The sequence below is a fragment of the Gluconobacter sphaericus genome, assembly GCF_016757795.1.
In the GTDB taxonomy this organism is placed as follows: domain Bacteria; phylum Pseudomonadota; class Alphaproteobacteria; order Acetobacterales; family Acetobacteraceae; genus Gluconobacter; species Gluconobacter sphaericus.
In genome coordinates, this window is record NZ_CP068419.1 from 1,374,516 (window position 1) to 1,389,996 (window position 15,481).

15 protein-coding genes are annotated in these 15,481 nt (G+C 56.3%); 12 read left to right on the plus strand and 3 right to left on the minus strand.

Features of this window, described 5'->3' with window-relative positions:
• Nucleotides 1-222: 222 nt before the first annotated feature.
• The 5 genes from IGS75_RS06550 to bfr all read left to right on the plus strand — a co-directional run bounded on the left by IGS75_RS06550 (nucleotide 223) and on the right by bfr (nucleotide 7,018).
• Entirely contained in the window at nucleotides 223-2,739 is a 2,517-nt protein-coding gene (locus tag IGS75_RS06550) for a TonB-dependent receptor (protein WP_202257970.1), read from the plus strand.
• Nucleotides 2,739-4,142, plus strand: a complete 1,404-nt coding sequence (locus tag IGS75_RS06555) for a purine-cytosine permease family protein (RefSeq protein WP_202257971.1) — start codon at nucleotides 2,739-2,741, stop codon at nucleotides 4,140-4,142. Before IGS75_RS06550 ends, IGS75_RS06555 begins: the two co-directional genes overlap by 1 nt.
• Nucleotides 4,117-4,650, plus strand: a complete 534-nt coding sequence (locus IGS75_RS06560) for a RidA family protein (RefSeq protein WP_202257972.1) — start codon at nucleotides 4,117-4,119, stop codon at nucleotides 4,648-4,650. The genes IGS75_RS06555 and IGS75_RS06560 overlap by 26 nt, the downstream gene beginning before the upstream one ends.
• 79 nt (nucleotides 4,651-4,729) lie before the next feature.
• The gene (locus IGS75_RS06565; RefSeq protein ID WP_272929783.1) at nucleotides 4,730-6,172 is read left to right on the plus strand and encodes a M20/M25/M40 family metallo-hydrolase; all 1,443 of its coding nucleotides are present in this window, start codon (nucleotides 4,730-4,732) and stop codon (nucleotides 6,170-6,172) included.
• A gap of 357 nt (nucleotides 6,173-6,529) precedes the next feature.
• Nucleotides 6,530-7,018 (plus strand): bacterioferritin, encoded by a 489-nt coding sequence (gene bfr / locus IGS75_RS06570; RefSeq protein WP_141351979.1) that lies wholly within the window; start codon nucleotides 6,530-6,532, stop codon nucleotides 7,016-7,018.
• Nucleotides 7,019-7,070: 52 nt separating this feature from the next.
• Here bfr and IGS75_RS06575 read toward each other — a convergent pair whose 3' ends face one another.
• Entirely contained in the window at nucleotides 7,071-7,271 is a 201-nt protein-coding gene (locus tag IGS75_RS06575) for a (2Fe-2S)-binding protein (protein ID WP_141351981.1), read from the minus strand.
• A 90-nt stretch (nucleotides 7,272-7,361) separates the two neighbouring features.
• On the minus strand, nucleotides 7,362-7,826 hold the full coding sequence (locus IGS75_RS06580; protein WP_202257973.1) for an Lrp/AsnC family transcriptional regulator: 465 nt from the start codon (nucleotides 7,824-7,826) through the stop codon (nucleotides 7,362-7,364).
• A gap of 114 nt (nucleotides 7,827-7,940) precedes the next feature.
• Here IGS75_RS06580 and alr point away from each other — a divergent pair, with 114 nt between their 5' ends.
• The 5 genes from alr (at nucleotide 7,941) to IGS75_RS06605 (ending at nucleotide 12,253) form a co-directional block, all read left to right on the plus strand.
• Entirely contained in the window at nucleotides 7,941-9,092 is a 1,152-nt protein-coding gene (alr, locus tag IGS75_RS06585) for an alanine racemase (protein ID WP_373320009.1), read from the plus strand.
• A gap of 85 nt (nucleotides 9,093-9,177) precedes the next feature.
• On the plus strand, nucleotides 9,178-9,624 hold the full coding sequence (locus tag IGS75_RS06590) for an RrF2 family transcriptional regulator (RefSeq protein WP_141351985.1): 447 nt from the start codon (nucleotides 9,178-9,180) through the stop codon (nucleotides 9,622-9,624).
• 208 nt (nucleotides 9,625-9,832) lie between these two features.
• Nucleotides 9,833-10,150 carry a DUF2849 domain-containing protein gene (locus IGS75_RS06595; protein WP_202257974.1) on the plus strand — a complete coding sequence of 106 codons (318 nt, stop codon included), beginning with the start codon at nucleotides 9,833-9,835 and terminating at the stop codon, nucleotides 10,148-10,150.
• Entirely contained in the window at nucleotides 10,147-11,820 is a 1,674-nt protein-coding gene (locus IGS75_RS06600) for a nitrite/sulfite reductase (protein WP_141351989.1), read from the plus strand. The genes IGS75_RS06595 and IGS75_RS06600 overlap by 4 nt, the downstream gene beginning before the upstream one ends.
• Nucleotides 11,807-12,253: a DUF934 domain-containing protein gene (locus IGS75_RS06605; RefSeq protein ID WP_141351991.1), complete on the plus strand. Its 447-nt coding sequence runs from the start codon at nucleotides 11,807-11,809 to the stop codon at nucleotides 12,251-12,253. Before IGS75_RS06600 ends, IGS75_RS06605 begins: the two co-directional genes overlap by 14 nt.
• Here IGS75_RS06605 and IGS75_RS06610 read toward each other — a convergent pair.
• On the minus strand, nucleotides 12,250-13,227 hold the full coding sequence (locus IGS75_RS06610; RefSeq protein WP_141351993.1) for a magnesium transporter CorA family protein: 978 nt from the start codon (nucleotides 13,225-13,227) through the stop codon (nucleotides 12,250-12,252). The two genes, IGS75_RS06605 and IGS75_RS06610, sit on opposite strands and share 4 nt — an antisense overlap.
• A 180-nt stretch (nucleotides 13,228-13,407) precedes the next feature.
• On the opposite strand from IGS75_RS06610, the gene trpB reads away from it, so the two are divergent.
• Nucleotides 13,408-14,634, plus strand: a complete 1,227-nt coding sequence (gene trpB, locus IGS75_RS06615) for a tryptophan synthase subunit beta (RefSeq protein ID WP_141351995.1) — start codon at nucleotides 13,408-13,410, stop codon at nucleotides 14,632-14,634.
• A complete protein-coding gene (gene trpA / locus IGS75_RS06620) occupies nucleotides 14,631-15,443 on the plus strand; it encodes a tryptophan synthase subunit alpha (RefSeq protein WP_202257975.1) in 813 nt (270 codons plus the stop codon). Before trpB ends, trpA begins: the two co-directional genes overlap by 4 nt.
• The last annotated feature ends 38 nt before the right edge of the window (nucleotides 15,444-15,481 follow it).

Consider the following 15,481-nt stretch of genomic DNA (forward strand, 5'->3'; position numbering starts at 1 on the left):
ATATTTTGAGGAATTTCGGACGAAAAATGATGCCGGTATAGTCTTTGCTAGGGGTGAGAAATTTCCAAAAAACCAGTTCGATATCAGAATAGATATAGACAACCTTTTTCCGTAATGACATGGTCTCTTGCGAAAAGGCCGCATGCCTTTCGGTTTCCTCTGTAGCCTGTCAGTGACTGATGGTGTCTCCTTCAAACGACTGCTTTGGGAAAGTACGGGAATATGATGTCCAAGAATAACATTCCATTACCGGATCAGGATGCCTGTTGTTTTCCCGTTTCAGGAAGCAGAATTCAGTCGGATCTGAGACGAAAGGGTGCATCTTCGTTTCTGGTCTGGGTTCTCGCATCGACGGCATTTTCTTGCTGTGCGGCCCAGGCCGCAGATCCCAGGAAGCAGGCCCGTCCCGTCGTCCATCACAATCCTAGCAAGGTAGCTCCTGTTCACTCGAAGGCCGTGCGGGCCCGTCGTGCTACAGCGCGTGAGGCGCTGGAAAGCGAGAGCATGCAGGTGACAGCCCGCCACGTTCCTCACGGTGCCGTTACGACTGTATCTTCCGAAGCGCTGGCGGACGCGGTGCCAGGCACTAATCCGCTCAAGGTTCTGGCGCGTCAGCCGGGCATCATGTTCCAGTCAGATGATCCGCAGGGGATGGATACCTGGTCTACCCAGTTTTACATGCACGGATTCCTGCAGAACCAGATCGGCATGACGCTGGATGGTATTCCGCTGGGTGATCAGGAATTTCATACCTTCAACGGTCTGAACTCCGTTAACGCAATTTCTGCCGAGAATGTCGGCCGGATGGATGTCTCCATGGGAGCAGGGGCTGAATCTGTTGCCAGTACCAGCAATCTGGGTGGTGCTGTCGAGTATGTCTCTTCCGACCCCAAACACAAGGCGGGTGGTCTGGCGTCACAGACCTTTGGCTCAAACAGTGGATTTCATACGTTTTTGCGGATGGATAGTGGCGATCTGAATAAGAGCGGCACCCGATTTTACGTCTCCTACATGCGCAATTCGCAGAATAAGTGGAAAGGGGGCGGGGACCAGTTCGGTCAGCAGGTCAACGCCAAGTTTGTGCAGCCGATTGGTGAGCACAGCAGTATTTCTTCTTTCTTTGATTACAACCTGACGCAAAGCTATCTGTATCAGGATATGTCTTTCGACATGCTCAAGAATGGTGGATACCGGCTCGACAACTTTTACGGTACGCCCAACGCCTACAAAAAAGCCTATCTGTCCGCACTTTCAGCAAATGGTCTTCCGGGTGGTGCGTTGCCGGCGGGTTATTCCAAGATGTCCGATCCGTGGGATGCATCCTATTACGATGGTGCATTGGTTGAGCGTGATTATCTGGGTGGTCTGAAAGCAAATCTGGCTTTGACGGATCGTTTGCGTTGGGAAAGTGTTGTGTACGGTCATGGGCAGTATCTGCGCGGAACCTGGGCCAATCCGTATGTTTCTTCTCCCAATGGTGCGCCGCTGATCGACCAGGCGACCGTGACGCATTCCCAGCGCTTCGGTTTTACGTCCGCGCTTCATTATCAGATCGCGCATAACGATATCAGCGGTGGCGTCTGGTATGAGAATTTCCATACCGATGTAGGGCGTTTCGCTTATCAGGAACCCTTGCTTTCGGATGTGGAATCCGGGAAGGCCAAGCCTGTCAATTCGGTTGGGGAACTTCCTGACCCTTATGCCACGCTGTGGGGGCAGAACCTTAATTCCAACAGCTTTACGGCTTTCGTGCAGGACACGTATCATGTTCTGCCCAACCTTTCCCTGCATTTCGGCTTTAAGTCGCTTCTGCAGACGGTGCGGGGTGGGCAGTATGCCAATGATGAGAGCTATACGGGCGTTGGTCAGATCGCAGGTGGCAGCATTACGACGGCCAGGGCGTTCCTGCCGCATTTCAGCGGAGACTGGCATTTCCTGAAACATCACGAGCTGTATTTCGACATCGCGGAGAACGTGAAGTCCTATCCTGTACAGGCCTTCAAGGAAGGGGCATCGCCTTTTTCCGTTTCACAGTCCGCGTATAATCAGCTGTTGCAGAATGGTGGTCTGAAGCCTGAGACGGACTGGAATTTTGCGGTCGGTTATCGTTTTACGCACAAATATGCTCTGGCGTCCGTGCATGCGTATAGAACGAATTTCCACAACCGTCTGCAGCAGGTGACGTCGGGGTCGATCGTCAATCCGATTTCTACGGTTGCGAATGTGGGTGGCGTGACCATGAACGGTGTGGATGCCGGTCTGACGCTGATGCCCGTCAAGGGGCTCTCGCTGTATAACAGCATCAGCTACAATCACGCGACTTATGACAACAACGTTACGGAAGCCGGAACGACCTATCACACCAAGGGGCAGCAGATCGTTGCTTATCCGCGCTTTATGTACAAGGCGAGTCTGGCCTATGAGTGGCAGAATTTCTCCGCGCATCTCGATACCCAGTTCCTTGGCACACGCAATTACAGCTATACAGGGGACATGAAAATTCCTTCTTACTGGATCGAGACGCTGGGTGCGCGGTATCGTTTTGGTAGCCTTGGGAAATATTCCAGAAGCCTGGGTTTCGTGCAGAACCTGACTTTTGAGTTCAATGTCTATAACCTGACGAACACGAAATATATTTCTACGATGGGTGAAAATGGTGTGCCGATGTCGGGTGACTACCAGTCCTTCCTCGTGGGTGCGCCGCGTCAGTACTATGGTACGCTCAAGGCGGAATTCTGATGACGAAACAGGTGCGCAGGGCTGAATTCCATCAGTCCGTCGAGGTTCATACGATCTATCGGATCCCGACGGAACACCGGCATGGACGTGTCCGCGACCTGTTTACGGTCTGGTTCAGTACGAACATGACGCTCCTGACGATTGTAACCGGGGCGCTCGGACCGAAGATTTTCGATCTGTCCCTGATTTGGGCGATTGTCGCCGTGATTGCAGGCAATCTGGTGGGCGCGGTTTTCATGGCGCTCCATGCCGCGCAGGGTCCGGTTCTGGGTGTGCCGCAGATGGTGCAGAGTCGCGGTCAGTTCGGAGTCTGGGGTGCGGTTCCGATCATTGTACTGGTCGTGTTGATGTATATCGGGTTTGCGGCTTCGAACTGTGTTGTGGGTGGTGAGGCGCTGGACGATGCTCTGCCTGTGTTGGGGCGGGTTCCGGCGGTTCTGCTGCTGGCCTTCATCAGTCTCGTTCCCTGTATTTTGGGATATGGGGCGATCCACGCGTGTTCAAAGGCTGTGACATGGCTGTCCGGAATTGCAGTCATGTACTGTCTGGTGGTCGGGTTCTGGCACATGCCGATCACGCTTCTTATGGAGCTTCATGGTTCGGTCGCCGGTTTCTGTGGTATGTTTTCGATCGCGGCACTCTGGCAGATTGCCTATGCGCCGTATGTTTCCGACTCATCTCGCTATCTGCCCGAGGACAGTCTGTCCGTCCGGAATACTTTCTGGGCGAGTTATGGGGGGACTGTGCTTGGCACGATCCTCCCGATGATCCTGGGCGCCTTTCTGGTCCTGCAATGGCCTGGCGAGAGCGTGGTACAGTCGCTGGGGCATCTGGCGGGAGTGTGGGGCGCGCCGGTGCTGGTGGTTCTGTCTCTGTCCATTGCTCTGGCTAATGCCATGAGTGTTTATTGCGGGGCGCTGTCGAGCATCACGATCATCCAGACCTTTCTGCCTGAATGGCGTGCAGCTTTGAGAAGCCGCGTTGTTCTGACATGTGCGCTGCTGGGGCTATCGCTGTTCTTCGCGTTGGGAATGGCGGATACCTTCATGAAATCCTATGCGGCTTTTCTGGATATCCTGATGGCTGTCATGGTGCCGTGGACTGCAATCAATCTGTATGATTATTATGTTCTGCGTCATGGAGACTATGATGTTGATTCATTCTTCCGAAAAGATGGCGGTATATACGGGTATGTAAACTGGGCCGCTGTGGGAAGTTATGTTCTGGGTGTCCTTGTCGAAATTCCTTTTTTGAAAAATGAATTCTTTACGGGATTTTTTGTTCCATATCTTCAAAAAGTGGACGTTTCCTGGCTGGTCAGTCTGGTTGTAACCAGTCTGTTTTATGCGGCCGTATCCCGAAGGAGCCGTGTCGGCGATGTCTCGCGTTCTTCTTCCTGCTGACATGCTGCGGCGTGTGTGGTGTAAGAGCTGTCAGATCGGTCTGTTTGCGGTCGGGGTGGCGGGGAGTGTGCAGGGTGCGTCGGCGCAGACCGTGCAGCGCTATTCCGATCCGAAGGATAATTTTCCGATTTCGGCGGCTGTTCAGGTCCCGGCAGGAGCAGAGACGGTTTATGTCTCCGGTCTGGGGCCTGCGCCGGACAGGGCGTCCGGCACGACAACTGCGGAGCAGACGCGGAGTGCGCTGGATCAGATCTCGCAGGCGCTTGGGCATTTCGGGATGACATTGCAGGATGTCGTGCAGATGCATGTCTATCTGATGGCTGATCCGCGGCTAGGACACATGGATTTTGACGGCATGATGCAGGCTTATCGTGCCAGGTTCAGAAGTGGTTTTCCGGCCCGGACCGTTATCGAAGTTCCGCATCTGACAAATCCGCACTGGTTGGTCGAAATCGATGTCGTCGCAGCGAGGAACGATTTGAATAAAAAACGTTTTCTTGCGAAATGATGTTCCCTCCAGGAGTAGAAAGGCGGCGTCTGATCGTGGTTTCGTCTCTTGATTTTCAGGGCATTAAAAGGGGTAAGGCATGAACGTATTCAAGCGGACGCGGCTTTCTCGGAAGCGGATGGGCAAGGCCCTGCTGAAAAGCAGTTTTCTGCTGCTGGCTGGCGATCTGATGGTGGCCCAGGCGTTTAGTGCGCCGGCGGATCATCAGGCTGCGGCGGACCAGGCTCTGGATCTGGCTGAAAAAGCCATTGCGCTGCGCTCGGTCGCGGGTCCGGGAAACCAGACGCCGCAAGTGGCTGCGCTGTTCCGCGATGCGCTGGTCAAGGGCGGTTTTGCCCCGTCCGATATTACGATCACGCCTTACAAGGACACGGCCTATTTGATCGCCCGTTGGCCAGGACAGGATCCGTCCCTCAAGCCTCTTGTGATTTCAGGGCACATGGATGTTGTGGAAGCCAAGGCGTCGGACTGGACGCATGATCCGTTCAAGCCGCAGATCGAGAACGGCTATCTTCTGGGTCGTGGCTCCACGGATATGAAGCTGGATGACACGCTGGCGATTTCTGCCCTTCTGGAGCTCAAACGCGAAGGTTACAAGCCGCGGCGTGATATCATCATCGAGTTTTCGGGGGATGAGGAGACCACGATGGCGACGGGCGCCATCATTGCGGACAAGCTCTCTCATGCCGAACTGGTGCTGAACATGGACGGCGCGAATGGCACGCTTGATGAGAAGACAGGGAAGCCGGATTATTTCACCTGGGAAGGTGCGGAAAAGAATTATGCCGATTTCCGCCTGACTGTGACCAATCCGGGGGGGCATTCCTCCGAACCGCGTCCGGTGAATGCGATCGATGAGCTTGCGGCTGATCTTCTGCGGATCCAGCAGCACCGTTTCAAACCGGAAGTTAATGAGCTCAGCCGTAGCTATTTCCTGAATGCAGCGCGTTGGCAGGAGCCGGAGATGGCAGCTGCCATGAAGGCTTTTGCGAAAAACCCTGCGGATAAAAAAGCTATTCGTACACTGTCTTCAGATCCTTCCTATATTGGTCGCATCGGAACGACCTGCGTCGTGACCATGATCGAGGGGGGGCATGCGCTGAATGCCTTGCCGCAGAAGGTGACGGCCGATATCAACTGCCGGATTTTCCCGGGTCATCCGCGGACAGCCATTATGGACGAACTTCGTCAGGCTGCGCAGGATCCGTCCATGAAGATTGAGGATGCGACAGAAGGGTCGGTTCAGACTGCCGCGTCTCCGATGCGTCCGGATGTGATCAAGGCGATCGAGCATGGGATGCAGGTTGCCTATCCGGGGGTGGCCGTTTTCCCTGCGCTGTCTTCAGGTGCCAGTGACAGTATGTGGTTCCGTTCCCATGATGTGCCGAGCTACGGGATCAGTCCGATTTTTATCAAAAATTCGGATTCCTTTATGCACGGTCTGAACGAGCGTACTCCTGTGGCCAGTATCGCGCCTGCCATTGAGGATCTGCTAGTGCTGTTTTCGGACTTGTCTCACTGAAGGTAGTCCGGACGTCGTGAAAGGGCGCGCACGTGTTTGATCTCGTGATCCGTAACGGTCTTCTGGTTGATCCGGAAACGGGGCTGGAGCAGGTGGAGGGATCGAAGAACCATTAATTGATGCGCTTGGCACGTGATTTTCGGGCTTTTGGTGATTTGATTAACGGTTCTTGGGGGAGCTTTTGATCTGCGTTTTGAGCAGATCAAAAGCTGTCACCCGCTGGATGGTATGGTGCTATCGTGCATAACGATCTGGGTGCGACAGCTTTGCGGGCTTGTCCCGCCAGTCTTCGGGAATATGATTTTCTTTTGTTCCCCGTATTCGATATCTTCAGCTTTTTTCGGAGAGTCTGTGACCATGGCTATCAAAGATCCTGTTGTGATCGAGCATCTTAACACGCAGCTCACGAATGAGCTGACGGCGATCAACCAGTATTTCCTTCATGCCCGGACGCTCCGGCACTGGGGCGTGACCCATCTGGGGAAGAAGGAGTATGACGAGTCTATCGAGGAAATGCGTCATGCGGACTGGCTGATCGAGCGGATCCTGTTTCTGGGTGGTCTGCCGAATGTGCAGCGTCTGAACCCGATTCTGATTGGTCAGACGGTTCAGGAAATTCTGGAATGCGATCTGAAGCTTGAAGAGAAGGCCATTCAGGATCTGCGGGACGGAATTGCTTACTGTGAAAGCGTCCGGGACTATGTCTCGCGTGATCTTCTGCTGAGAATCCTCGTCAATGAAGAAGAACACGAAGACTTTATCGACCGACAGTTCGACCTTATTAAGCAGGTCGGCATCGAGCGTTACATCCAGAAGAATTCTGCTTCGGCGCCTGATCAGGACTGAAGCTGCGTTTACAGTATGACTTCCAGCAACCCGGCTTAGTCCGGGTTGTTTTTTATGCGGCGTTGAGCTGCGTCTGTTCCATCTGTGTTTTTTGAAGGGCGGAGCGCAGAAGGCAGACGATGCCGGGGACGCAGTTGCCGCACTTGGCTTTGCATTTTCGGGCTGAATAGATTTCCGCTGGCCGGGATGCGCCGTTGTGGATGGCGATTTCGATGTCCTGATGGGACAGCGCGTTGCATGAGCAGACGATCATGGAGAAGCAGGCTTCCGTTCACAGGGACCGATGAAGAGAACCTAGTTCAAATGCAAATGGTTCGCAAACGCATTTTTGGTTTTTGGTGAATCAGGAAGGGTCCTGACTGATCCAGCGTTGGACGACGGGGCGGATTGCGAAGTTGCTCTGGATGCGGACGACTCCGGGGAGGCGGGAGAGCTCTTCTTTGTGAATGCGTTCATAATCAGCGAGATCCCGCGCGGCGACGTGGAGCAGGTAATCGGCTTCACCCGTCATGAGGTAACATTCCCGGACATCGGGGCACTCGCGGATACGGGCTTCGAATCGGCGCAACGTTTCATCCGTCAGGCGCTCAAGGGTGATTTGAACGATAACGGTGGTGAGCTTGTGGGCCGAGCGTTCGTCGATGACGGCTCGGTAACCCCGGATGACACCCTGTTCTTCAAGCAGGCGGACGCGTCGGAGGCAGGCCGACGGGGAAAGGCCCACACGTTGTGCAAGTTCGGCATTGCTGAGGCGTCCGTCGTGCTGGAGGATGCGCAGGATGGATTCGGTGATGCGGTCGAAGATCATGATGGAATTATCGGTCTATTTTCGCATTTTCGATCATGGATTTTTTGTTAACTGAAAGATTATGCGGTTGTCCGGTAGGATATTCTGATCGGGAAAAGGATAGTCTAATTTTTCATGATGAGCGCATGTCCTAACCCTCTGTGGCCTTCTTATCGTGCCGGTGCCCGCCTGACGGTGGACCTGGACGCGATTGTTTCCAATTACCGGTATCTTCAGACTCTGGCTTCAGGTGCTTCCTGTGCTGCGGTCGTCAAGGCTGATGCCTATGGGCTGGGAATCGAACGGGTTGCTCCGGTTCTGGAGAATGCCGGAGCCACGGATTTCTTTGTCGCGCATGTCGATGAGGGTATCAGGCTGCGGTCAGTTGTTTCGGAACAGGCCCGGATTACGGTGCTGCATGGACCGCGCCCAGGGGCGTCTGCAGACTGTGTGCGTTATGGTCTGCGGCCTGTCCTGAACAGTCTTGAGCAGATTGCGCTGTGGCGCGATGAAGGATTGCGGACCGGCGCGCTCCCGGAAGCGGCGCTTCAGGTTGATAGCGGGATGTCACGATTCGGACTCTCCGACGCCGATCTTGAAACCTTGCAGACGGATAAGGGACTTGTGGATGGGCTGAAGATCGGTCTTGTCATGAGTCATCTGGCCTGCGCCGATACGCCGGATCATCCTGCCAATCAGGCCCAGAAAGACCGAATGTTGCAGATGTCCGTGCGGTTGCCGTCTGCGCCGCTCAGTCTGTCTGCATCATCGGGGATTTTCCTTGGGGCGGACTATCATCTGGATGTCGTGCGACCGGGTGCCGCGCTGTATGGAATTGCACCTAATCGGACTGGCCCTAATCCGCTTTTGCCGGTGGTCCGGCTTCAGGCTCATATTCTGCAGATCCGTGAGATTTTTCCGGGTGAGGGGGTTGGCTATGGCTTGACCTATCGGCCTGATCGGGTGCGCCGGATTGCGACGGTGGCTGTCGGGTATGCGGATGGTTTTTCCCGGCATGGCGCTGGGCAGGGCTGTGCGTGGTTCGAGGATATCCGTCTGCCGATCCTGGGACGGGTCTCGATGGATTCCCTGATCGTGGATATTTCAGATGTGGCGGAAGGAAAATTAGGCCCAGACATGATGGTGGATCTGATTGGGCCCAGACGGAGTGTCGATGATGTTGCCGAAGCGGCGGGAACGATCGGATACGAGGTTCTCACGTCTCTGGGGCACCGTTTTCATCGTGAATATGTTGGAAGTCTGGATAACTCCTCAAGGGGTGATTGACATTCCAGCATGGAAAACGAGATAGACGAACTGAAATCGGACTATGTCATGATGATATCGTCTGTCGCAGCAAATCGGAATTCTCATGTATCTCCGTCGTGATAGAGCTTTGACCGCCATATCCATCATGCTGGATGTCGCTTTCCATGCAGGCCGATCCGGGGTTGTGAGTGGGGCGGATATTGCCCGGCGTGGTGACATGCTGCGTCGGGGGATTGAGCCCGTGCTGCAGGCGTTGTCCCGGGTCGGGCTGCTTTCCAGTGTCCGTGGGCCCAAGGGTGGCTATCGCCTGGGGCGGCCGCCGCGGACCATCACGCTGAACGAGATCGTCCGGACTGTGACGGAAGATCAGGAAATGCCCGGAGATGGGGGTAATCTTCTGCGGAGCAAGGTTCTGGAGCCGTTATGGCAGTCGGTGGATCATGAGGTTTCGGAAAAGATGGCGTCCGTCACGCTGGAGCATTTGCTGCAGCATGCGGAAGAAGCCGGAATGCAGCGTCCAAGCCGGGCACCGATTTCCTTCTCCATATAACCAATAAAAAAAGTATTTTGTAAAAATCACGAAATAGGTTTTACAGGACTGGATATCCTACCATGATGGATCAATGTTTGATCTGTTATGGTGAATTTTCTGTCTCAGGTATGCCTTCGTTCTGCTGTTCAGGCGTGGGAGCAGGGATGGATTCATGATGGGTTCGGTCTGAAGGTCAGGTCGGGATTCATCAGGAAGGTGAGCGCTGATGAAACGTCCTGTCCGACTTGAACCTGGTCAGAAGCTGGTTTTGACTGCCAACCGCTTGCTGGATGGTCGGATCGTCTGGTGGTGTGAAGACGGGACGTGGGATCTGCATATTGGACGCGCGGCCCTTCTGGATGCGGATGAGGCGGAAGCAGTGCTTGCGCGCGTAGTGGCAGAGGCCCAGCGTGATGGGGTGGTGGGCGTCTATGATACGGCGGTGCAGGCTGCTGTTCCGCCGGAGCCTGTCACGGTTCGTGAAAAGATCCGGGCTCATGGCCCGACAGTTCATCCCGAATTTGCAGTGGAGACCGAACAGTGAGCATTCCTGTCGGCCATTACCAGTATGACCGGGTAGACCGGGATTTCCTTCAGGCGCGGATTGCCGAGTTCGAGGGACAGGTGAACCGTCGTCTGGACGGGACGCTGAGTGAGGATGAGTTCAAGCCGCTGCGGCTGATGAACGGGCTCTATCTGCAGCTACATGCCTATATGCTCCGTGTGGCCATTCCTTATGGAATTCTGGACAGTCGGCAGTTGCGCAAGTTGGGCGAGATCGCCCGGCGTTATGATCGCGACTATGGGCACTTCACGACGCGGCAGAACATCCAGTTCAACTGGATCCGGCTGGAAGATACGCCGGATATTCTGCGTGAGCTGGCTGAAGTGGACATGCATGCCATCCAGACCAGCGGAAACTGCATCCGCAATGTGACGGCGGATGAGTATGCGGGCGCGGCGGCGGATGAGCTGGTGGACCCGCGGGTTCATGCGGAGGTTCTGCGGCAGTGGTCCACGCTGCATCCTGAATTCACGTTCCTTCCACGCAAGTTCAAGATTGCGATTTCGGGCAGTCCGAATGACCGGGTGGCCGCACGCTTTCATGATATCGGGATTCTGGCTCGTCCGGGTGAGGATGGGGCTCCGGTGTTCCGGATTTTTGTGGGCGGGGGACTGGGGCGGACGCCGGTTATTGGCGAAGAGCTGTTTGACAGCGTGCGCGAGGAGCACCTGCTGGCGACGCTTGAGGCTATTTTGCGCGTCTATAATGCTCATGGGCGTCGCGATAATATCTACAAGGCGCGGATCAAGATTCTCGTTCAGGCAATCGGGGTTGAGGCCTATCGGGAGGCTGTAGAAGCCGAACTGGGTCAGATGGAGCTGGATCGGTACCGGCTGACGCCGGAGGCGGTTGCGGCGATCCGGGCGCGGTTTGCCGTGCCATTGCTTGAGGCGCCGGACGATGCGGATGCTGTGCTGACGCAGCAGCGGAGGGATGATCCGCTGTTTGATCGCTGGGTGCGGAGCAATACGCATGTTCATCGCGATCCTGGGCATATCATTGCGACCATTTCGCTGAAGCCGGCTGGCGGGATTCCAGGGGATGCGACGTCGGCGCAGATCGGTCGTCTGGCGGATCTGGCGGATGCGTATTCGTTTGGGGAAATCCGGATCACGCATTTGCAGAATGTGGTTCTGGGGCATGTCCGCAAGGACCGGCTGCGGGATCTGTGGCTTGGACTGTCGGAAGTCGGGCTTGCGGAAGCGAATATCGGGCTGATCGGCGATATCGTGGCGTGCCCGGGGCTGGATTACTGTGCGCTGGCGAATGCGCGGTCCATTCCGATTGCCCAGAAGCTGGGGGCGCGTTTTGCGGATACGGCGCTTCAGGCGGAAATTGGGGCGTTGCGGATCAATATTTCGGGCTGCATCAATGCCTGTGGACACCATCACGCCGGGCATATCGGACTTTTGGGCGTGGACAAGCGTGGAGAAGAATTCTTCCAGCTGACGGTTGGTGGCCAGGCTGAGAATGGTGCGGCGATCGGGACGATTCTGGGGGCCGCTCTGCCGGAAGATGAGACAGTGGATGCGATTGCGCGGCTTGTAGACTGCTATCTCGGGCGCCGGGAGAACGGCGAGACGTTCCTCGATACGTTGACGCGGCTGGGGCATGAGCCTTTCAGGGAGGCGGCATATGAAACTGTTTGAACTTGGTGAGCGGACCGCGCAGGTTCATGAAGTGCTGGTAACGGTTGGAGAACTGGCGGAACGGGATGACGCGCGGGCTGTCCTGTTGGAGAGTGCGGACGATCCGGCGCTTTTGCGGCCTTATCTGAACCGGCTGGATCTCGTGGTGCTGCGGTTCCCGATTTTCAGGGATGGGCGTGGGTTCACGCAGGCCCGAGAGTTGCGGGAATATCTGCGGTTTTCCGGTGAGATCCGCGCGGAGGGGCATATTCTGCCGGATCAGGCGGCGTTTCTGCGCCGATGTGGGGTGGATAGTGTTGTTTTGCCGAAGAACGGTAATGGAGATCCGGCGCTTTGGGAGAAGCAGCTGCGGCAGTTTCCGGTTGCTTATCAGCGGTCGGTTCTGCTGGAGCGGTCCGTGGGGCCGGGATTGCGGGTGGAAGAGGCTTCCTAACGGGCGCCGAACCATCCTCGACGCCAGAACCAGAGCAGCGGCAGTATGACCGAAAGTGCCATGAGGGTCAGGCCGTAGGGATAGCCGTATTTCCATGACAGTTCGGGCATGTTGTGGAAGTTCATGCCGTAAATGCCTGCGATCAGGGTTGGCAGGATGCCAATGGCGCTGACGACGGTCAGGACTTTCATGCCATCATTCTGTTCGATGCTGATGAAGCCGAGTGTGGCGTCGAGCAGGAACTGGACCTTATTGACGGTCTGGGCATCGAAGTCGTTGAGAGAGGCGATGTCGCGCCCTGCGACCTTGATGCGCGTTTTCAGGGCCTGTGGATCTTTTTCTGTCCTGTCGCTGATATAGATCAGGATCCGGTCCAGCCCGAGCAAGCTGTCGCGGATCATGGAGGCGAGATCGCCGCCATGGCCGAGGCGGCGCAGGGTTTCACGCAGCATTTCTCCCGCGCGCGCCGGGTCTCGGGGACGATCGGTGTTGAAGACCCGTTTGGAGATGGCGTCGAGGTCGCGGCCAAGGCCTTCCAAGGTGTCTGCCAGACGGTTGATGACTTCCTCAATGATCTCGACGAGGACTTCGTTGGCGGAAGGCTCGCCTTTGGCTGGGTCGCGTTCGGCCTGACGGCGTCCGACGATGTCAAACCCGTAATAGTCGGCATAACGGACGGTGATGAGGCGTCTGTCGGTCAGGACGAAGCCGATCGGCAGGGAAAATGCCGTGCCTTCTGCTCGTCTGACGAGGGGGGTTGAGAGATAGAGGACTCCATCTTCTTCGTGATGGCGGGACGAGCTTTCGATTTCCTCCAGTTCTTCCCGGCGGGGGATATGGGTACCAAGGGCCTTTTCAGCTCGGGTGATTTCGTCCGGGGTCGGATTGATGAGGTCGAGCCAGACCGCTTTCGAAATGTCGATATCCGGTCCGATTTCCCGGGCCGGAACGCCAGCGGGGCGCACGAGGAACATCAGGCAGATCCTTGGAATAAATGAAATGGCTGTGAGGCTCTCTCATGTCCTGACTGCAGCGGGATCGCAAGGTCCTGTCCCGGAATTGTTGCAGGATAAGTCCGAAATCAGCGAGATGGATGGACGGCGGGGGCTGCCCTTGGTATCGCATTGGGGCTCTGAAGTGGAACCGAGTGCGGTATGACGAACACATCTTCCCCCCTGTCCAATTCTCTTCGTTCCGGCCCTGATGACCGAGGACGGTTCGGGATTTTCGGTGGTCGCTTTGTTGCGGAAACACTGATGCCCCTGCTGCTTGAGCTGGATGAAGCCTATCGCGCGGTGCAGGCCGATCCGGAATTCCGCAGGGAACTGGACTATTACCTGAAGGATTATGTTGGTCGTCCGAGCCCACTGTGGTTTGCGCAGCATCTGACGGAAGAGCTTGGCGGCGCGAAAGTCTACTTCAAGCGTGAAGAGCTGAACCATACCGGTTCCCACAAGCTCAACAACGTCATGGGTCAAATTCTTGTTGCCCGGCGGATGGGTAAGACGCGGATTGTCGCGGAAACCGGTGCGGGGCAGCACGGTGTGGCGACGGCGACGGTCTGTGCGCTTTTTGGGCTGAAATGCACGATTTACATGGGTGCTACGGACGTTGAGCGTCAGAAGCCCAATGTGTTCCGTATGCATCTGCTGGGCGCGGAAGTGAAGCCGGTGACGGCTGGGGCAGGGACGCTCAAGGATGCGATGAACGAGGCCATGCGTGATTGGGTGGCCAATGTTGCCGACACGTATTTCCTCGTTGGTACGGTCGCGGGGCCGCATCCGTATCCGGAGATGGTTCGAGATTTTCAGTCCGTTATCGGGATGGAGGTCAAGGAACAGATTACGCAGGCTGAGGGACGTCTGCCGGATGTGATCGTGGCGGCTATCGGGGGCGGGTCGAACGCGATGGGGATTTTCCATCCGTTCTTGGATGATGCGTCCGTCAGGCTGATTGGTGTCGAGGCGGCAGGGCATGGGCTGGATTCCGGGAAGACGGCAGCGTCCATTTCCCGTGGTCGGCCGGGTGTGCTGCATGGCAATCGGACATATCTGCTCCAGGATAAGCACGGACAGATTGAGGAGGCTCATTCGATCAGTGCGGGGCTGGATTATCCGGGGATCGGGCCTGAGCATTCCTGGCTGAATGATATCGGTCGGGCCGAATATGTCGGCGTAACGGATGAGGAGGCGCTTGAGGCGTTTCAGGTCTGCACGCGGACGGAGGGTATTATTCCTGCGCTTGAGTGTGCGCATGGGCTGGCGCATGTCATGAAGATTGCGCCCATCATGGCGAACGACCAGATCATTGTCCTGAATGTTTCCGGGCGTGGGGATAAGGACATCTTTACTGTGGCGCATCATCTGGGAGTGAAGCTGTGAGCCGTATTCAGACACGTTTTGCGGCCCTGAAGAAGGAAGGGCGTGGCGCCCTGATTCCGTATCTTCAGGCCTGTGACCCGGATTATGATACTTCGCTGGAGTTGCTGCGGGCGATGCCGGCGGCGGGGGCTGATCTGATTGAGATTGGTGTGCCGTTCTCCGATCCGTCCGCGGATGGGCCGACGATTCAGGCGGCGGCGCTTCGTGGTCTCAAGGCTGGTGCGACGCTGGGGCGTGTGCTGGAAATGGTCCGGGCGTTTCGTGAGAGCGACAGTGAAACGCCGATCGTGCTGATGGGGTATCTCAACCCGATTGACAGTTATGGTCCGGCCGAATTTTGCTTTGATGCGGCTCAGGCGGGTGTGGACGGGATTATTGTCGTCGATATGCCGGCTGAAGAGGCTGATCTTCTGGATGCGCATGCGCGGGAAGCAGGTCTCGATATCATCTCGCTGGTGGCACCGACAACGTCGAACTCTCGTTTGTTTCACGTCCTGAGGGACGCAAGCGGGTTTGTCTATTATGTGAGCATTACCGGGATTACCGGGACGAACAGCGCGAGTGCGGAGGATCTGGAGCAGGCGTTGCCGCGGATCCGGGAAGCGACGGACCTGCCGGTGGCCGTTGGTTTCGGGATTTCTACTCCGGAGCAGGCGCGGACGGCATCTCGGATCGGGGATGCGGCTGTGGTGGCTTCGGCCTTGATCAAGACCATGGCGTCCACGCTGGAGAATGACCAGGCGACGGACCGCACGGTTCCGGCAGTTCTGAAACAGCTTGAAGGTCTGGCGGCGGCCGTCAGGGCCTGATTTTGATGTTCCGGCAGGCTGTCGCTTGCCGGAGTGTT